This is a genomic window from Croceibacterium ferulae (assembly GCF_003660445.1).
Taxonomy (GTDB): domain Bacteria; phylum Pseudomonadota; class Alphaproteobacteria; order Sphingomonadales; family Sphingomonadaceae; genus Croceibacterium; species Croceibacterium ferulae.
In genome coordinates, this window is record NZ_QZVQ01000001.1 from 48814 (window position 1) to 65007 (window position 16194).

Consider the following 16194-nt stretch of genomic DNA (forward strand, 5'->3'; position numbering starts at 1 on the left):
GGCTTCGTGCGGGTACCTGGCGCAGCGGCATGCGTTATCTGTTCGTCAATTCGCCGGAGCAGCCATGACCCATGATCCCTTGTTCCAGTTCGTCCCGTCTCCTGCATCTTTGCCTGCCTCGGCCAAGGCAGCCCTGAACCCGATGATCGGGGTGGCAACACATTTGCCTGGCCCGGCCAACATGCATGATCGCGCGACGATGGACGTGCTAGCCGCGCGCATCGCTGCGCTGCTGGGCCTGCCACATGTCGGTGAATGCGGGGCAGAAAGCGGCGATGGTTCAGCCTTGTTCGTGCTGCCCTCCGAAACGCTTGATGCAGCCGAGGCCGCGGTACTCGGGCTTGCTGGGGCCGACAGCTTCTTCGGCGGGGTTGTGCCCCATCCATTCGTCGGCACGAAGGCGATCACTCATGGTCTTGTCGCGGCCGATGCCGCGCGGCCCTGCGGCTGGTCGGTCACGATGGCTGATGCGGTAGCGCCCGCCGTTCTGCCCGGCTTCACGGCGTTCAGTCGATCCGACGCGGCAATCGCGGGCGAACGGCTTCTGGCGCGCGGCCCGGTGCGGGTGAAGCCGGTCCGCGGCAAGGCCGGGCTGGGTCAGACAGTGGTTCATGACACGGCGGCACTGACCGAGCTGCTCGCTGAGCAGGACGACGGAGAGTTGCGCGCTTACGGCCTGTGCCTGGAGGAAAACCTGACAGATGTCGTGACCTACAGCGTTGGTGCTGCCACGGTCGGATCCCACCGCATAGCCTATTGGGGAACGCAGAGCCTGACTGCCAATGCTCTGGGGGAGGAAGTTTATGGCGGGTCGGAGTTGGTGGTCGTGCGCGGCGATATGCCGGGTCTGCTCGACGTGGCGCCTGATCCGCTGATCCGCCATATCGTCGGGCAGGCAATCATGTTCGATCAGGCGGCGCACCGGGTATATCCCGACATTCGCCTGTCCCGCCGCAATTACGACGTCATCCAGGGTGCCGACAATACCAGCGCGATCCAGGTCGCCGTGCTCGAGCAGTCCTGGCGCGCCGGCGGCGCCAGCGGCGCAGAGATCGCGGCGATGGAGGCCTTCGCCGCCGATCCGACGCTGACCAGGGTGACAACCGCTACGGTCGAAGTGCACGGCCGGGCCACTCCGCCCGATCGCGCGACGGTGTATTACGACGGGGTCGATCCGGTGGTCGGCCCGCTGACCAAATGGGCACAGCGTCTATGACGGTAGAGGAAGGATCGGTCATCGTCCCCGTGGCGGGCCAGCATCTGCGCGGTACCTTGCTGGCCCCGGAAAAGCTGATCCCGGGATTTCTGTTCGTGCATGGCTGGGGGGGCAACCAGGAAGAGGATCTGGACTGTGCGGAGGAGATCGCACGGCTCGGCTGCCTGTGCTTCACCTTCGACCTGCGTGGCCACGCCGGCAGCGATGCCCGGCAGGAGGAGGTGACCCGGCAGGATGGCTTGCGGGACGTGATCGCCGCCTATGACTTCCTTGCGGCACATCCCCTGGTGGATCGCAGCGCCATCGGCGTCGTCGGCGTCAGCTATGGCGGCTATCTTGCGACGCTGCTTACCGCGGAGCGGTCGGTACAGTGGCTCGGCCTGCGGGTGCCCGCGCTGTATCCGGATCGGGAATGGGAGACGCCCAAGGCCCTGCTCGACAAGAAGAAGGTCCGCACCTACCGCAACCGCTTCCATGGGCCTCGACGAGATCGTGCGCTGACGGCCTGTGCCGATTTCGAAGGTCATGTGCTGATCGTGGAATCGGAATTCGATGCCCACGTGCCGCACACCGCCATCGCGTCCTACATGGGCGCGTTTCACCATGCCGGATCACTCAGCCACCGCGTAATCCGCGGTGCCGATCACGCGATGCGCGCGCCCGAGGATCGCAAGACCTACAAGACGCTGCTGATCCACTGGGTGGACGAGATGGTCCGCGCGGCTCGCCGCTCAAGCCCGCAAAGGAGGTCTGCGGACAGCGCCGGATGACCGTGATCGGCCAGCGCCGGACCGATCGTGATCCTAGAGCGCGGCGAAGTCGATCTCGGCATGCCGGTCCAGCGTGTCGGGTGCCGGCGGCATCGGGTATTTCAGCCCGGTCGCACAGTTGAACAGCACCACCTGCTCGTCCTCGCTCACCTCGCCCGTCCTCAGTGCCTCGCGATAGGCGGCGAGCGTGGCGCCGCCTTCGGGGCAGAGCAGCAGGCCATCCCGCCTGGCACAATCCTCCACTGCCTGCAGAATCGCCGGATCACCCACGGCCAGCGCCTTGCCGCCGCTTTCCCGGACCGCGCGAAGGATCAGGAAGTCGCCCACGGCACGCGGCACGCGAATACCCGCAGCAACGGTATGGGCATCTTCCCAGCGCTCGGCATGCTCCTCGCCTGCCTCGAACGCCCGGACAATCGGCGCGCATCCAGACGCCTGCACCGCATACATGCGTGGCCGTTCCGGGCCGATCCAGCCAAGCTGCTCCAGCTCGTCGAACGCCTTCCACATGCCGATCAGGCCAGTGCCGCCCCCGGTAGGATAGAAGATCGCATCGGGCAGACGCCAGCCCAACTGTGCGGCCAGTTCCAGGCCCATCGTCTTCTTGCCTTCGATCCGGTATGGTTCCTTGAGGGTCGAGAAATCGAACCAGCGGCCTTCCGCGGCACCCTTGCCGACGATCGCGCCGCAATCATCGATCAGTCCGTTGACCCGCCAGACGCGCGCACCCTGCATGGCGATCTCGCGCACGTTCACCTCCGGCGTGTCTTCCGGGCAGAAGACGATCGTCTCGATCCCGCACCGGCTGGCATAGGCGGCGAGTGCTGCGCCGGCATTGCCGTTGGTCGGCATGGCGATGCGCGTCACACCCAGCTCCTTCGCCATGGCAACGGCCATGACCAGCCCGCGCGCCTTGAAGCTGCCGGTGGGGAGCCGTCCTTCGTCCTTGACCAGAACATGCTGGCCGCCGCTGGCCGGGATCGGGATCAGCGGCGTCTCGATCTCGCCAAGCGACACGATGTTCTCCGTCCCGCGCACCGGCAGAATCTCGCGCCAGCGCCACATGTCCGTGTCGCGCATCTCCAGTTCGTCCCGGGACAGGTGCGCCTTCACTGCTGCCAGATCATAGCGCACGAGCAGCGGGCGCCCGGCGCGTGACAGGCCGTGAAGCATATCCGCCTGGTACTGCTCGCCCGAGATCGAGCATTCCAGATGGGTCACGAAGGTCGGACGGTCGGTGACGAGATTGTGGTTCATGATATCGCCTATAGAGCCGTCGCCGCCCTTGAGGAACTGGATAGGCGGCTGATCGGTCTTGCTCCGGCCCGATCCGGCGATTCAGGCGTGCTGGTCTCCGCCGCCAACAGTTCGACCGACACTTTGGGATGGGGCTACCGGACTGGAACTGGTCGCAGATGCGGTTCGGGGCGCGAAATGTCGGCATCGCCGTCACCGGTGAAGTGCGTGACCGCCTCGTCGACACGACCGGCAATGACCGTTTGTGGAAAAGCCGCGCGCACACCTGCGGCAGCTGGTCAATCAACGCCAGCGGCGGCCGATCTTCAGGGCTCAGATGCTGCTGATGGTTGGCTGGTTCGGGTGCATAGCGACGGGTTCGCTCTTTACAGAAGGGCGATCGTCGGGCGATGCGATCGATGAACCTGCACGCCTGCTTCTACGACACACTGTCCTACTTGTTGCCGGAGGACCGGCTCGCCCCCCTGGGAAAGCGAGCCGGTCTCTGGTGCCTTAAAAGCGCAGGGTCACGCTGGTGCGGGCGCCAACGCGGGATGCGTTGCCGACATCGCCCTCCACGCTCCAACGCAGGCCGGGCGTGATGTCCACCGCCGTGCCGGCGCCGATATGGGCGCGGGTGTCGGTGAAGCCCGGATTGGCGACCGTGAATGGCGCGTCTTCCGAGATCACGCTGGCGGTTACACCCAGCAGCTTGTCACTGAGATCCTGGTCCAGGGCCAGCTTGACGAAGGCTTGCCAGTTCGGCGCCAGGCGATAACCGCCCGTGATCCGCGCCCGCAGTACCGCCGACGTGTCGCGCTGGCGCGCCACGTTCAGCGCGTCGAACGGCAGCGCACCACCTTCGGCGAAGCCATCGACCCGGCTGGTCACCCCCAGCACCTCGGCCGAGGCGGCCAGGCTGGCGCGGGGCGAGTGGGTCACATACTCGAACCCGCCGCCATAGACGGTCGCCGTGCCATCCACCCCGTTGAACGAGGCTGAGCCGCCGTTGCTGATACGGTCGCCCTCGTAATGGTAGCTGCCGTGGCTGACCCGCGCCATGACCCGGAACGCCCCGTCCAGCGCCAGCGGAACTGAGATCCCGGCGGCAAAGACGTCGCCCTTGGCCTCGCCCTGCAGATACTGCGACGTCACCTCGCCATCGCTTTGGGTGTAGGACACCTGCAGCTTGGCCAATGCCAGTTCCGCCGCGAAGCCCACGGTGAAGCGGGTGTCGCGCGACCGGAAGCGGGTGAAGCCCGCCTCGTCCCGACTGCGCGCCTTGTCATAGGCGATCGAACCGGTGGCATAGATCGCCCGGTCGGCCAGTTGGCTGTATCCGCCCAGATCGGCCAGGCCGTTCAGCATCGACAGACGCTGGTGATCGGCAATCCCGGCATAGGCTTCCGGCGAGGCGCGATCGAAGGTGGCGGCCAGCGCCACCGCATCCCGCGACGCCAATGCACCGGCAACCTGTTCGACCAGATGGCCGCCGCGATACTGATCCACTCCGCCACTCGATCCGACACGCAGCTGGCTCAGCATCGCGCGCTGATTGGCATTGGTAGTGGCGGCATCGATGAAGCCGTTCCCATCCGCATCGCCCAGACCGATCACCGTGCCATTGGACAGGCTCAGGGCGACACGATTGCCGAAGGCGCTGGTCACCGTCCCGAACTGGCCCGTGACTGCTCCCGGTGCGGCGTCGAAGATCTGTACCGTCTGGCCCAGAGCGGGTTCGAAGCCGCTGCTGCTGGCGAGGGCCAGGGTGGACCCGTCCTGCAGCGTCAGCTTGCCCGACACGGTGATCAGGTCATGGCCGCCCGCATTGCCGGCGCCATTCATACCCTCGATCTCCATCAACGCGGTGGACTGGCTGCCCAGCGTCAGGTCAGCGAAGCTCATGATGCCGGGCGAGTTGCCGGGCGAGAGCAGGCCGTTGGAGCCGCCACCGACCGTGGTGAGACCCGCGACCTGGCCGTTGCCGGTCAGGCGCCCGCCATTGGTCACCTGCAGCGCCTTGCTGGCCATCATGCCGCCGGAAGTACCCGAGCCGAGATGCAGCGAACCGCCATCGACGGTGGTGGTGTCGGACGTGACTGTTCCCACGACATCCAGCGATCCGGTCACCTGCACCTTGGTCGCCTGCAACGTGCCACCCTGGCGCACGCTCAACTCGCTGCCCTTCTCCACCATGAAGCTGCCGTTCTGGACATCGACGGAGTTGGACAGACCGAAGGCGCCGCTGGTCAGCGAAACGCTGCCGGTACCCGTGACCGTGCCGTTGAAGTTGCCGCCATTGGCCAGCAGCAGGTTGTTGCCGTTCAGCGCCAGCGTGCCGAAACCGCTGAGATTGTTGATGGTCTGGTTGCCGTTCACCAGCGTCAGGCCCGCCTTGTCGGCGATGTCGACCTTCAACGCGGAGTCGAGGATGCCCGCACCATCGACCGCCACCGCGCCGGCCGTCACGAACAGCTGCGCCGGGGCAAAGCTGCCCGCCGCACCTGCCAGCGTCAGCGTGGCCGTGCCGGTCTTGATAACGGTGGCGGTGTTGCCGGTGATGTTGCCGGCGAAGATGCCGTCAGCCGTCTGGTCGATCGCCATGGCCGCGCCCTGCGCCAGCACGATGCTGCCGCCGGTGCCGGACAGGGTGCCGCTGGCGATGTCACCAGCGACGGCGACGGTGCCGCCGTTCAACGTCAGGGCGCCGCCCACCTGCAGGTTGCCAGCCGCGTTCAGCGTGCCTGCATCCTGCCGGTAGGAGGAAGTCACGACCACATCGGACCCGGACTGCACCATGCCACCCGCCAGTGCCAGGCTGCCGTTCACACGCAGGCTGCCGCCCGCATTGGTGTTGCCGTTCGCTTGAGCGAAGCCGGCAGCCCGCAGGTTTCCTGCGACATTCAAGTCGGCTTCGGCCAGCGTCAGCGTGCCGCCGATATCCAGCATGCCGCCGACCGTTGCGGTACCGCCGGTCAGGGCATGATTGCCCCGCACCACGGCGTCAGCAGCGATGGCGAGCCGGCTATTCACCTGCTGCAGGTTGCCGCCGACGATCATCGCACCACCTGCATCGAGGGTGGCATCGTTCATCGTCATCCCGTCAGCGACCGTCAGGTCTCCGCGGATGTCCGCCGTGCCGCCCGCCTGGGCAAAGCCGCCGCCTACCGCCAGCACGCCTCCCGCCGTCATGCGACCAAGCGTCTGCGAGTAGGAGCGGGTCGCGACCGCATCGCCAGCGATCGCCAGCACGCCGTCATCCAGTCGCAGATTGCCGCCGGTGCCGAAATCCGCGCCTGTCGTGGTCGTGCCGCCGGTCTGGGTGTAGTCGCCACCAGCCATCAGCGAACCACCGACCTTCAGCGCGGCATTGTCCGTCGTCATGCCGGACTGCACCGCGAGAGCGCCGCCGATTTCGGTCTCGCCACCCACCTGAGCGTAGCTGTCGCTGACCTTCAGGGCGCCACCCGCAGTCACCTTGCCGAGTGTCTGCGCATAGCTGCGCAGCACGGTTGCCTCCCCGGCAATCGCCAGACTGCCATCGTTCAGCCGCAGGTTGCCGTCGGTGCTGAAATCCGCACCTGCCATCGCCGTGCCGCCAAACTGCGCATAGTCGCCGCCGGAGACGATGGAGCCCTTTGCAGCCAGTCTTCCGCCGTCCACCGTCAGGTTGGACCGCGCCAGCAGAGAGCCGCCGATATCCGCTTCCCCACCGGTCTGTGCGTAAGCGCCGCCGACCTGCATCCGGCCGCCTGCGCGCAGCATGCTGCCGGTCTGGAGGTAGTTCCCCGTCACGGTCGCATCGCCGGCCACGGTGAGCAGGCCGCCCTGCACGCGTACGTTGCCATCAACGCCGAAGTCCGCACCTGCGGTCGTTGTGCCGCCGCTCTGGGCATAGCCGCCACCCGCCGCGATCGTGCCACCGACATCGAAGATGGCATTGCCGACTGCAATGCCGGAGCCGACAGTCACATCGCCGCCGACATCGGCCACGCCACTCACCTGGGAGTAGGCACCGCCCACCATCAGGTCCGCCGGAGTGGCGAGTTCGGCGGAACCGGCGATGAAATCGCCCGCAATCGACACGTCCCCACCCGCGTTCAACAAGGCATCGTTCAGCGCCACGGTGCCACCGACCGTCAGGGTCGTGCCCAGCGTCACCTTGCCGGCGGTCTGGCGATAATCGCCGCCCACCACCAGGTCCGCGCTGCTGACGGTGCTGCCTGCGGTCTGCTCGAACGCATCTACCACCACCATGGACGCGTCGCTGCCGATGGTGCCGGTGTTTGCGAGCGAGCCAAAGCGGTTCACCGACCCTGCTGCCAGCGACAACGTGCCGGCATTGTCGGCCGCGCCCAGCACCAGCAGCTCGCCAGCATTGGCCAGCTTGCCCGCATTGCGGAGCTGGCCCACCTTGGCGCCTGCGTTCCCTGCAATGTTGACGGAGCCGATGTCCGCGTTGGTCAGCGTGCCACTGACCACCATCGGTGCGTTCAGGTCCAGCAGGCCGCTATTGGCCACCTCCTCCAGGCTGGCGAAGGCCAGGATCCGGGTGATGCCGGCATTCTTCAGGCTGGCGACCGCATCCTCGCTGCCCCAGATGAAGGTGCCGGGCTCCCGCACGTCGATCGTCACGCTGTCGGCCAGCGTGCCGGACAGGGTGGTCTCGACGCCGCCCTGCTCGATCGTCAGCCCACCGGTGAACGTGTTGGCGTTGGACAGCAGCAACTTGCCGACGCCGGCCTTTACCAGCTGACCGGCACCGTCGATCACACCGGCGAATTCGCTGTCACCGGCAAGATCGAGCCGCAGGGTGTTGGCCACCTCGCCGCTCAGCCCGCCAAGGCTGATCATGGCGTTGGGGTTGCTCGTCATCCCGGAGGTCGTGAGGGTGCGCGTCGTGGCGGTTTCCACCCCCTCAACCATGTCCCCAACGATTGCCAGGCGGCCGTACTGGTACAGGTAAGGCGTGGTCAGATTGCCGGCCATCGCCAGCAGACCTTCATTGTATGTGTATATATCGTTGGTGATGTCGCCGGTGCTGATCAAAGCGGCGTCGTGCCCGTTATGCAGGTAGCCGCCCGTCATTCCCTTTGCGAGCAGCGTTCCGCCCTGGTTGTTCATCCAGCGATTGTCGAGCTGACCGTAGAAGGCGGTTGTCCCTTCGCTGCCGGTATAGACTTCCGTGAAGCTGGCATCGGCATGGAAGGCTGCATTTGCGCGATTGTCGAGGTAGCTGCCGTTTACAGAGGCAAAGGCGGCGAGTTCGGCCTTGCCGGCCAGATGGGCATAAGACAGGCTTTCCGCGCCATGGAGCTCCAGCCGGCCGCCGTTCATGTACAGCGATCCACCACTAGCCTGCATCAGGCGCCCGGTGCTCCCGCCGAAGCGGGTGCTGATCAGGCCATTGTTGATGGTGAGCGAATTGAGGCTGTTCTGCGCGGTAAAATAGGCCGCGCCGCCATACAGCGTGTCACCGACGATCAGCCCACCATTGCTGAATGCACCCGCCAGCAGGGCGTGGTCCCCCATCACCGCCTGGTTGTCGAACACGGCGATGCGGCCCGTTCCGCCGTTCAGGTTGACGGCATTCGCCAGGGTGACAGCGCCCTGCGCATATTCCGACCCGAAGATCAGCGTCGAGCCGTCCTTCACGAAGCCATTCTGGCCCCAGGTCAGGTTCTGCCCCGGCGCGCCGTTCAGCGATCCGAAGTTCAGCACCAGCCCCTTGGCATCGACCGCCGCGAAACCGCCGCTGCCGTCCCAGCTCAGCTGGTGCGGCAAGCCGCCGACACGCCGGACAACAGTGCCGCCGGCCAGCCACACGCCGGCATTCTCCGCCGACAGGTTGCCGATCGTACCCGCGCCGTTGAAGGTCAGGTGGCTGTTGACGTTCAGGCCGACGCCATCGACCGCCTGCAGCGTGGCGCCGCCGACATAGGTGGTGCCGCTATAGGTGTTCTGGCCCAGCAGCTGCACCAGTCCGCCGCCGGTGATCTGCAGGCCGGCGCCCGCGCCCGCCGCGTAGGCCGCGCCGGCATAGCTGGCGGAGCTGTCATCCGCGATGGTACCTTCGAAGCGGATCGTGTTGCCCGCCCCCGGCGTCAGCGTGACATTGCTGCCCTTCATCATGAACAGGTCGCTGCCGATCGCCTTGCCGGCAGAACCGCCATTGTTGGAGGAGCCCGCCAGCGAGGCGTTGTTCTGGAACAGCGAATTGCCCGCGATCACCAGCGTGCCGCCGCTGCGCACGAAGATCGCGCCACCGAACCCGGAACCGCCGCCGCCATTCGCGCCGTCGCCATCCGAACCGACACCGGCGCCAAAGCCGGCGGAGCCCCCCGCACCGGCGTCGCCGTCCTTGGCCGCGCCGGTAGCGCCGCCCGCGCCGCCCGTGCCGCCCGCGCCGCCGCCCGCGCCGAAGCCGCCCGCGCCGCCCGTACCACCGGCGCCGCCCTCGCCACCATCGGTCTTGGACTTCGCGCCGTCACCACCATTGCCGCCCGCGCCGCCGGCGCCGCCGCCGAAGAAGGTGCCGCCATTGCCGCCATCGCCGCCGGAGCCGCCATCACCGCCGAATGCCTTCTGGCCCTGGTTGAGATCGTAGATCCACTTGCCCAGCAGGATCCCATTGTAGGCGACATCAGCCCAGTCCAGCGCGATCGCGACACCCTTCGCCACGGCGATCGGGAATGTGAACGGCGACGAAGCGGCAGCCGCCTCCGCCGTGGAGGCGATGGCCGACTTGGTGGCCATCACGATCGACAGGGCAAGGGCCGTATTGGTCCCCACGCCCGACGATCCGCTGCCACCGTTGCCGCCGGCCCCGCCGGCACCGGTCAGCGAATTGCCGCCCTCGTAGCCGTTGGTGCCCGATTCCCCCTCGCCATCGTTCATCAACGGGTTGAAGTTGCTGCCATTCAGGCCGTTATCGCCATTGGCGCCGAAGGCACTGGTGACCAGACCGTTCATGGCGCCGCCATTGGCGAGTTCCGCCGCGCCCGGATCGATCCGGTAGGTGACGGTGCCGGCCTCCGCGTCGATGCCGGTGATCACCGCGAATGCAGGCACCCCGCCGCCCGACAGCAGCGCGCCCACCTTCAGCCCTTCTGTGCTTGCCACCGTCAGGGTGTTGCCCGCGCCGGAGATCACCTTGCTGAACGAGGCGACAAAGGTGTTGTCCGCGATCGCCGCCGCGGCGGCGGCCGTGACCGCGTTGCTGAGGGTAATTCTGGCGCCTTCGATCGCGACGATCCGGGTACCCGCCGGAATGCCCGATCCGCTCACCTCCATCCCCTTGGCCAGGTCATTGCGGGCCGCCCCCAGGGTGATCGTCTGCGAACCGACGACCGCGCCCTGCAAGCTGGCAACGAAGCCGGATCCGGGCTTCACCGCATTGGAGAAGGTGATGGTCCCGTCGCTGGCGATATTCGTGATCGTGGTGCCCACAGGGAAGCCATCGCCGCTTACTGTCATGCCTTCAGTCAGCCCGGCCAGCGTGCCGATCGGCTTGATGCTGTTGCTGTCTGCTACCGAGAAGCGCGTTGCATCGAACTGGTTGATGCCAACGACCTGCAGGTCGCTGACCGGCGCAGTCGTGCCGTTGCTCAGTTCGATCGCGGTGGCCTTGTTGTCCGCGTCATAGGTCACCTTCGTGATTGTCGTTCCGGCTGCGATGCCATTGCCGAACAGCGTCATGCCGTTCTGCACCTTCTGCGCATCAAGGGTGCCGGAAAGGCTGATCAAGGTATCGCCGGTGGCCGGTCCTCCTGCCGGGCCATATGCTGCCGTGTCGATCGTCGCAGCGTTGATGGCCGAGGCTTCGATAACGATCTGCTCGGCGAAGGTGACGCTGGTTCCATCAATGGCGGAAATCTTGCCGCCTGCCGCGGCGCCGCCAAAGCTCACGCTTGCTCCGGCGCCGATCAGCGGATTGGCGTTCGACATGGTGGCACCGGTGATGACCAGCTGGTTCTGGTCGTTCCGGGTCACGGTCGGCGCCACGCCGATTGCGGTGATCGCGCTGGCGTCGAGCTCCAGCGATGGCAGGTTGATGGTGATGTCGGAAAGCGAAACCGTCGCGAGGCTGCCGCCTTCGCCGCCCTTCACGGTGTTACCGATCAGCTCCACGTTGCGCAGCGTCAGGCTGGCGCCCTGGTCCACGAAGAACACGCCGCCCAGGCCCGCACCGCCGCCGCTGCCCGCCCCGCCTTCGGTGTAGTAGTTGGTGAAGGTGGTGGTCCGGTCGGAGTTGCCGACGCTCCGCGATGCGCCTGAATGGACGATCTCTCCCTTGGAGCCGTTGCCATCCACCACCGTGGGCGTGCTATCCTGCGCATGAGCCCCAAGCGGGACCAAAGACGTCGCTAGCGTGGACGCCCCGATGAGCAGGCGCGAATAAAGCTTCATTGAATAACCCCCGAGAACAGATCCCGGCTGCCGAAGCTTCACCGCTTTGCGAGGTAATGAGCACCGTAGCCGACCCAATCCGGCTAGCGAGCGCTGCTTTCCCAATGGTAAATGGCGCATTAGCGTTAAACCGAAAGCATACGTAGTCCCTGAACCTCATGCACTTCCGGCTCGAGACGGCCGGTAGCGCTTGCCCGACATCGCGCGCGGGTGCATCATTCGGCGACTATGTGGTTGGGAGAGGCATGATATGCCGGTGCTGGGCTTTGGCGGCTACTTCTTCCGCGCCCGTGATCCCGCGGCACTTGAGGTCTGGTATCGGCGGCATCTTGGCGTCGGTGCCGGGCTGGTGCGCGGACAGGCAATCTCCGACCCCGGCAGCGAATGGGTCTGGCAAGCCGAGGGCGGTCCCGTGGTGTTCCAGCCATTCAAGGCCGACAGCGACTATTTCACCGCCGATCGCAGCGCCATGATCAATCTGCGCGTCAGCGACCTTGACGGGTTGTTGGCAAGCCTGCGCACCGCCGGGATCGCGGTAGAGCGGGAGGAGACCATGGATGGAGTGGGCCGCTTTGCCCGCGTACACGATCCGGAGGGCAACCCGGTGGAGTTGTGGGAGCAGCCGGCTGCCGAGACGTAACTGCCATCATCCCACTATGCGGTAGCCGATTCCAGGCTCGTTGATCAGCAGTGCGGGCCGGGCGGGATCATCCTCCAGCTTGCTGCGGAGAGCGCGCATGGCGACGCGCAGATATTCGATGTCGGCACTATGCGCTTCGCCCCAGACCGCCGCCAGCAGGTGACGGTGCGTCAGCACCCTGCCCGCGTGGCGCAGCAATTCAGCCAAAAGCGTAAACTCCTTCGGTGTCAGGTGCACCGGTGCCCCGCGTAGCATCACCCGGTGCGCCGCCCTGTCCAGCACCACCGGCCCGGCCTGCAGCCGCCCGGCGGGATCGCTGCCGGTGCGATGGCGCAGCGCCACACGGATGCGGGCGAGCAGCTCGTCCGTATCGAACGGCTTGGTGACGTAGTCGTCCGCCCCCAGGTCCAGTGCGGCGACCTTTTCCGCCGTGGCATCGCGGGCGGTCAGCACCAGCACGGAGCGGTCCAGCGCCTTGATCAGCCCGATCAACTCCAGCCCGTCGCGGTCGGGCAGACCCAGGTCGAGCAGCACCAGCTCGCAGCCGGGCCGGGCCGCCATGACCAGCGCCTCCGCCGCGGTGCCCGCCTCAGCGCAAGGGTGGCCCGCCCGCTCCAACGCGGCCCGTACCAGCCGACGAATGGCAGGTTCGTCATCCACGATCAGAACGGACGGGGTCATACTGCGTGGTCCTGCAGGCGGCGGATCAGGGCTTCGGGCCATTCGACGGCGAAGCACGAGCCTGTGCCATCGCTACGCGGGGCGGCGCGCACGACCAGGCCCATCGCATCGGCGAAACCCTGCACTATGGCCAGCCCCAGCCCCGTGCCGCCGGTGCCGTCGCTGCCCTGCCCGCGAGCGAAGCGGCGGAACAGTTCGGCCGGCGATCCTGGCGGCAGGCCAGACCCGGCATCCAGAACTGACAGGACCAGCCGCTGCGGATCCCGCCGCGCGGCGACCGTGATCGGCGCGCCGGCGGGCGAGTATTTGGCGGCATTGTCGATGAGGTTGATCAGCATGTGATGCAGCATGCCGGGGTCGGCCATCACCAGCGGCAGGGTGACGGGCACGTCCAGCCGGATGGGATGGGTGGCCAGCGCCGGGCCGAGATCGTGCACCGCGGCGGCCACCGCATCGGTCAGGTCGATCGGTTCGGGCCGGATCGCCAGCGCGCCGGCTTCTATCCGGGTCATCTCCACCAGATCGTCGAACAGGCGGGCCAGGCGGCGGCCTTCCGCCTTCAGCGTGGCGGCCGCAGGGTTGCCGGGCACATCATGCGCCAGTGCGTCGGCGGCGGCCAGCACGCTGGTCAGCGGGGTCTTGAGGTCGTGGCCGAGAGAGGAGATCAGCGTGGCGCGCAGGTCGTCCCGCTGCTTCAGCGCCGCCATCTCGCGCGCCTTTCCTTCCAGCTGCAACCGTTCATGCGCCAGCGCCGCCTGCCCCAGCAGGGTGGCGAACAGCACGCGGCGGCTGGCGGGCAGCGGGTCGCCGCGTCCGTCATGGCTGATCCCCAGCACCGCCAGCACGCCCAGCGAGGTGGCGAGCGGGTGGAACTGCCAATCGCTGGCGGTCAGCGTGGCGGTGTCGCGCCCGGCGGGCTCGCCCCGGTCCCACGCCCATTCGGCCGCCGTTATGTCGAGCGGGCCGAGCACCGCTTGCCCGGGAGCGGAGCCGGCGACATGCAAGCGCCCCTCGCGGCGCAGCAGCAGCACGGTGCTCAGATCCAGCAGATTGGCGATCTCGCTGCAGGTGACCGCCGCCGTGCCGCCTTCGTCCGCCACGCTGGCCAGCCGCTGGCCAAAGGCGGCGAGCGCGGCGTTCTCCGTCGCACTGCGCGCGCCGACATTCGCCTGCTGGCGCAATCGCCCGGCCAGCTGCGCGGCGGTGATGCCGACGCCGGCCAGGATGACAAAGGTCAGCACGTTCTGCGGCTCCGCGATGCTGAGCGTGCGGATCGGCGGCAGGAAGAAGAAGTTGTACGCCAGCGCCCCGCTGACACTGGCGACCAGCGATGCCCGCAGGCCCAGCAGGGTGGCGGCGGCGACCACCGGGACCAGGTAGAGCAGGTCGATCGCGTTCGGCCCCAGCCACGGTTGCAGCAGCAGGCCGGCCATTGTGGTCAGCGCGATCATCAGCAGCGCGGCCCCCGTGCTGCCGATCGTTGGCAATGGCAGGCCGGTGCGGTCCTGCGTGGCCGCCGCGGGCAGCGGGACCACATGCACGGCCACGGCATCGTTCATCCGCACCAACTGATCCACCACCGAACGGTGCCGCAGCTCGAACCACCAGCTGCGGCGGGTCTTGCCGATCACCACCGCCGTCGCGCGCGATTCCGCCAGATGGGCGCAGACGCCCTCCACCACGCTGGCGGCGGAGACGGTGGTCAGCGTGGCGCCCAGCGTGCCCGCGAGCTTCAGCGCATCGGCGATGCGCGCGCGCGTCGCGTCCGGCAGGCGGGCGCTGCGCGACGTCTCGATCGTCAGCGCGGTCCACGGCGCGTGCAACGCGTCGGCCAGCCGCTTGGCGCTGCGCACCAGCGCGTCGGCCCCCGGCTGGTCGCCCACAGCCACCACCACGCGCTCGCCCGCCGCCCAAAGCCCCGGCTCCCCCGCCAGCCGCACATGGTCCAGCATCTGCCGGTCCACCGCCATGGCCGCACGGCGCAGTGCCAGTTCGCGCAGGGCGGACAGGTTGGACTTCGAGAAGAAGTGCGTGAGCGCGCGGGTCGCTTCCTCCGGGAGGTAGACCTTGCCATCCTGGAGCCGGACGATCAGCTCGTCCGGCGGCAGGTCGACGACTTCGATCTCGGCATCGTCAAGCAGCGCATCGGGCACTGTCTCGCGCACGCGGACGCGGGTGAAGCCGGCGACGACGTCGTTCAGGCTTTCCAGATGCTGGATGTTGAGCGTGGTGATGACATCGATCCCGGCGTCGCGCAGCTCCTCCACATCCTGCCAGCGCTTGGGGTGACGGCTGCCCGGCGCATTACTGTGGGCATATTCGTCCACCAACGCCACCTGCGGCCGGCGGGCGAGCATGGCATCGAGGTCGAACTCCGCCAGGCTGTGCGCGCCGTGAGCAATGGTCCGGCGCGGCAGCACCTCCAGCCCGGTGACCAGCGCGGCGGTGTCCGCCCGGCCATGCGTTTCCACCACGCCGACCACCACGTCCCGCCCGGCGCGTGCCGCCTCCGCCCCTTCCAGCAGCATCTCGTAGGTCTTGCCGACCCCGGGCGCGGCGCCAAGGATGATCTTCAGCCGCCCACGCCCCGCCTGTCGCGCGGCCTTCAGCAGCGCTTCTGGGCTGGGGCGCGGGGTGGCCGACGTCATGTGGGCGGTGCTGCCGCAATCCGATCCAGTTGTCGATTGAGCGCGAGCGCATTGACCCGCCTTTCGCCCAGGAATCCCAGCAGCGGTTCCTCGATCGCGGCGCGGATCAGCGCCTCCACCTCCGCCTGCGCCACGCCACGGGCAGCGGCAATGCGCGGCGCCTGCACAAAGGCCGCCTCGGGGCTGACATGGGGGTCGAGCCCCGAGGCGCTAGTCGTGACCAGGTCCGCAGGTGGAGCCATGCTGGTCAGTCCTTCGCTGGCCCTGGCTTCCGCAATGCGGGCGGCTAGGTCGGCGGAGCCGGGTGCGAGATTGGAGGCGGCAGAAGAGGCGGCGTCGTAGCCGTCACCAGCGGCCGACGGGCGGCCGTGGAAATATCCGGGGCTGGTGAAGCTCTGCCCGATCAGGCTGGAGCCGATCACCCGGCCATCCTGCCGGATCAGGCTGCCATTGGCCTGCCCGGGGAAGACCAGCTGGGCCACGCCGGTCATCAGCAGGGGATAGCCAATTCCGGTCACCAGCGTCAGCAGCAGAAGCAGGCTGACAGCGGGGCGGATCGCTAGGCGTAGTTCATGCAGCATGTCGGGGTGCCCT

At 67.5% G+C, this 16194-nt stretch carries 8 protein-coding genes; 3 read left to right on the forward strand and 5 right to left on the reverse strand.

Translation table 11 applies throughout. The annotated features are described in order from the left end of the window. Positions 1 to 64 precede the first annotated feature (64 nt). Together D5S08_RS00230 and D5S08_RS00235 are read left to right on the forward strand one after the other, a co-directional pair. A complete protein-coding gene (locus D5S08_RS00230) occupies positions 65 to 1216 on the forward strand; it encodes a DUF3182 family protein (RefSeq protein ID WP_121114361.1) in 1152 nt (383 codons plus the stop codon). Further along, positions 1213 to 1986, forward strand: coding sequence for an alpha/beta hydrolase family protein (locus tag D5S08_RS00235; RefSeq protein WP_121114363.1), 774 nt, complete (start codon positions 1213 to 1215; stop codon positions 1984 to 1986). The genes D5S08_RS00230 and D5S08_RS00235 overlap by 4 nt, the downstream gene beginning before the upstream one ends. Before the next feature lie 33 nt (positions 1987 to 2019). On the opposite strand, the gene D5S08_RS00240 is transcribed toward D5S08_RS00235, so the two are convergent. Beyond that, positions 2020 to 3243: a threonine synthase gene (locus D5S08_RS00240; RefSeq protein ID WP_121114365.1), complete on the reverse strand. Its 1224-nt coding sequence runs from the start codon at positions 3241 to 3243 to the stop codon at positions 2020 to 2022. Positions 3244 to 3735: 492 nt separating this feature from the next. Beyond that, complete coding sequence (locus D5S08_RS00245; RefSeq protein ID WP_121114367.1) at positions 3736 to 11538, reverse strand: autotransporter outer membrane beta-barrel domain-containing protein; 7803 nt, start codon at positions 11536 to 11538, stop codon at positions 3736 to 3738. A 343-nt stretch (positions 11539 to 11881) separates the two neighbouring features. On the opposite strand from D5S08_RS00245, the gene D5S08_RS00250 reads away from it, so the two are divergent. Beyond that, positions 11882 to 12271: a VOC family protein gene (locus D5S08_RS00250; RefSeq protein WP_121114369.1), complete on the forward strand. Its 390-nt coding sequence runs from the start codon at positions 11882 to 11884 to the stop codon at positions 12269 to 12271. A gap of 6 nt (positions 12272 to 12277) precedes the next feature. Here D5S08_RS00250 and D5S08_RS00255 read toward each other — a convergent pair whose 3' ends face one another. Genes D5S08_RS00255 through kdpC form a run of 3 tightly spaced genes read right to left on the reverse strand, consistent with a single transcriptional unit; the run spans position 12278 to position 16181 of the window. Next, complete coding sequence (locus D5S08_RS00255) at positions 12278 to 12952, reverse strand: response regulator (RefSeq protein WP_121114371.1); 675 nt, start codon at positions 12950 to 12952, stop codon at positions 12278 to 12280. Continuing rightward, entirely contained in the window at positions 12949 to 15600 is a 2652-nt protein-coding gene (locus tag D5S08_RS00260) for a sensor histidine kinase (protein WP_121114373.1), read from the reverse strand. Before D5S08_RS00260 ends, D5S08_RS00255 begins: the two co-directional genes overlap by 4 nt. Next, positions 15597 to 16181, reverse strand: coding sequence for a potassium-transporting ATPase subunit KdpC (kdpC, locus tag D5S08_RS00265; RefSeq protein WP_121114375.1), 585 nt, complete (start codon positions 16179 to 16181; stop codon positions 15597 to 15599). The genes D5S08_RS00260 and kdpC overlap by 4 nt, the downstream gene beginning before the upstream one ends. Between the last annotated feature and the right edge of the window lie 13 nt (positions 16182 to 16194).

Excerpts from the sequence above, each read along its gene's own strand:
- kdpC (WP_121114375.1), bottom strand. The coding sequence starts at position 16,181 with ATGCTGCATGAACTACGCCTAGCGATCCGCCCCGCTGTCAGCCTGCTT.
- D5S08_RS00230 (WP_121114361.1), top strand. The coding sequence starts at position 65 with ATGACCCATGATCCCTTGTTCCAGTTCGTCCCGTCTCCTGCATCTTTG.
- D5S08_RS00240 (WP_121114365.1), bottom strand. The coding sequence starts at position 3,243 with ATGAACCACAATCTCGTCACCGACCGTCCGACCTTCGTGACCCATCTG.
- D5S08_RS00235 (WP_121114363.1), top strand. The coding sequence starts at position 1,213 with ATGACGGTAGAGGAAGGATCGGTCATCGTCCCCGTGGCGGGCCAGCAT.
- D5S08_RS00255 (WP_121114371.1), bottom strand. The coding sequence starts at position 12,952 with ATGACCCCGTCCGTTCTGATCGTGGATGACGAACCTGCCATTCGTCGG.
- D5S08_RS00250 (WP_121114369.1), top strand. The coding sequence starts at position 11,882 with ATGCCGGTGCTGGGCTTTGGCGGCTACTTCTTCCGCGCCCGTGATCCC.
- D5S08_RS00260 (WP_121114373.1), bottom strand. The coding sequence starts at position 15,600 with ATGACGTCGGCCACCCCGCGCCCCAGCCCAGAAGCGCTGCTGAAGGCC.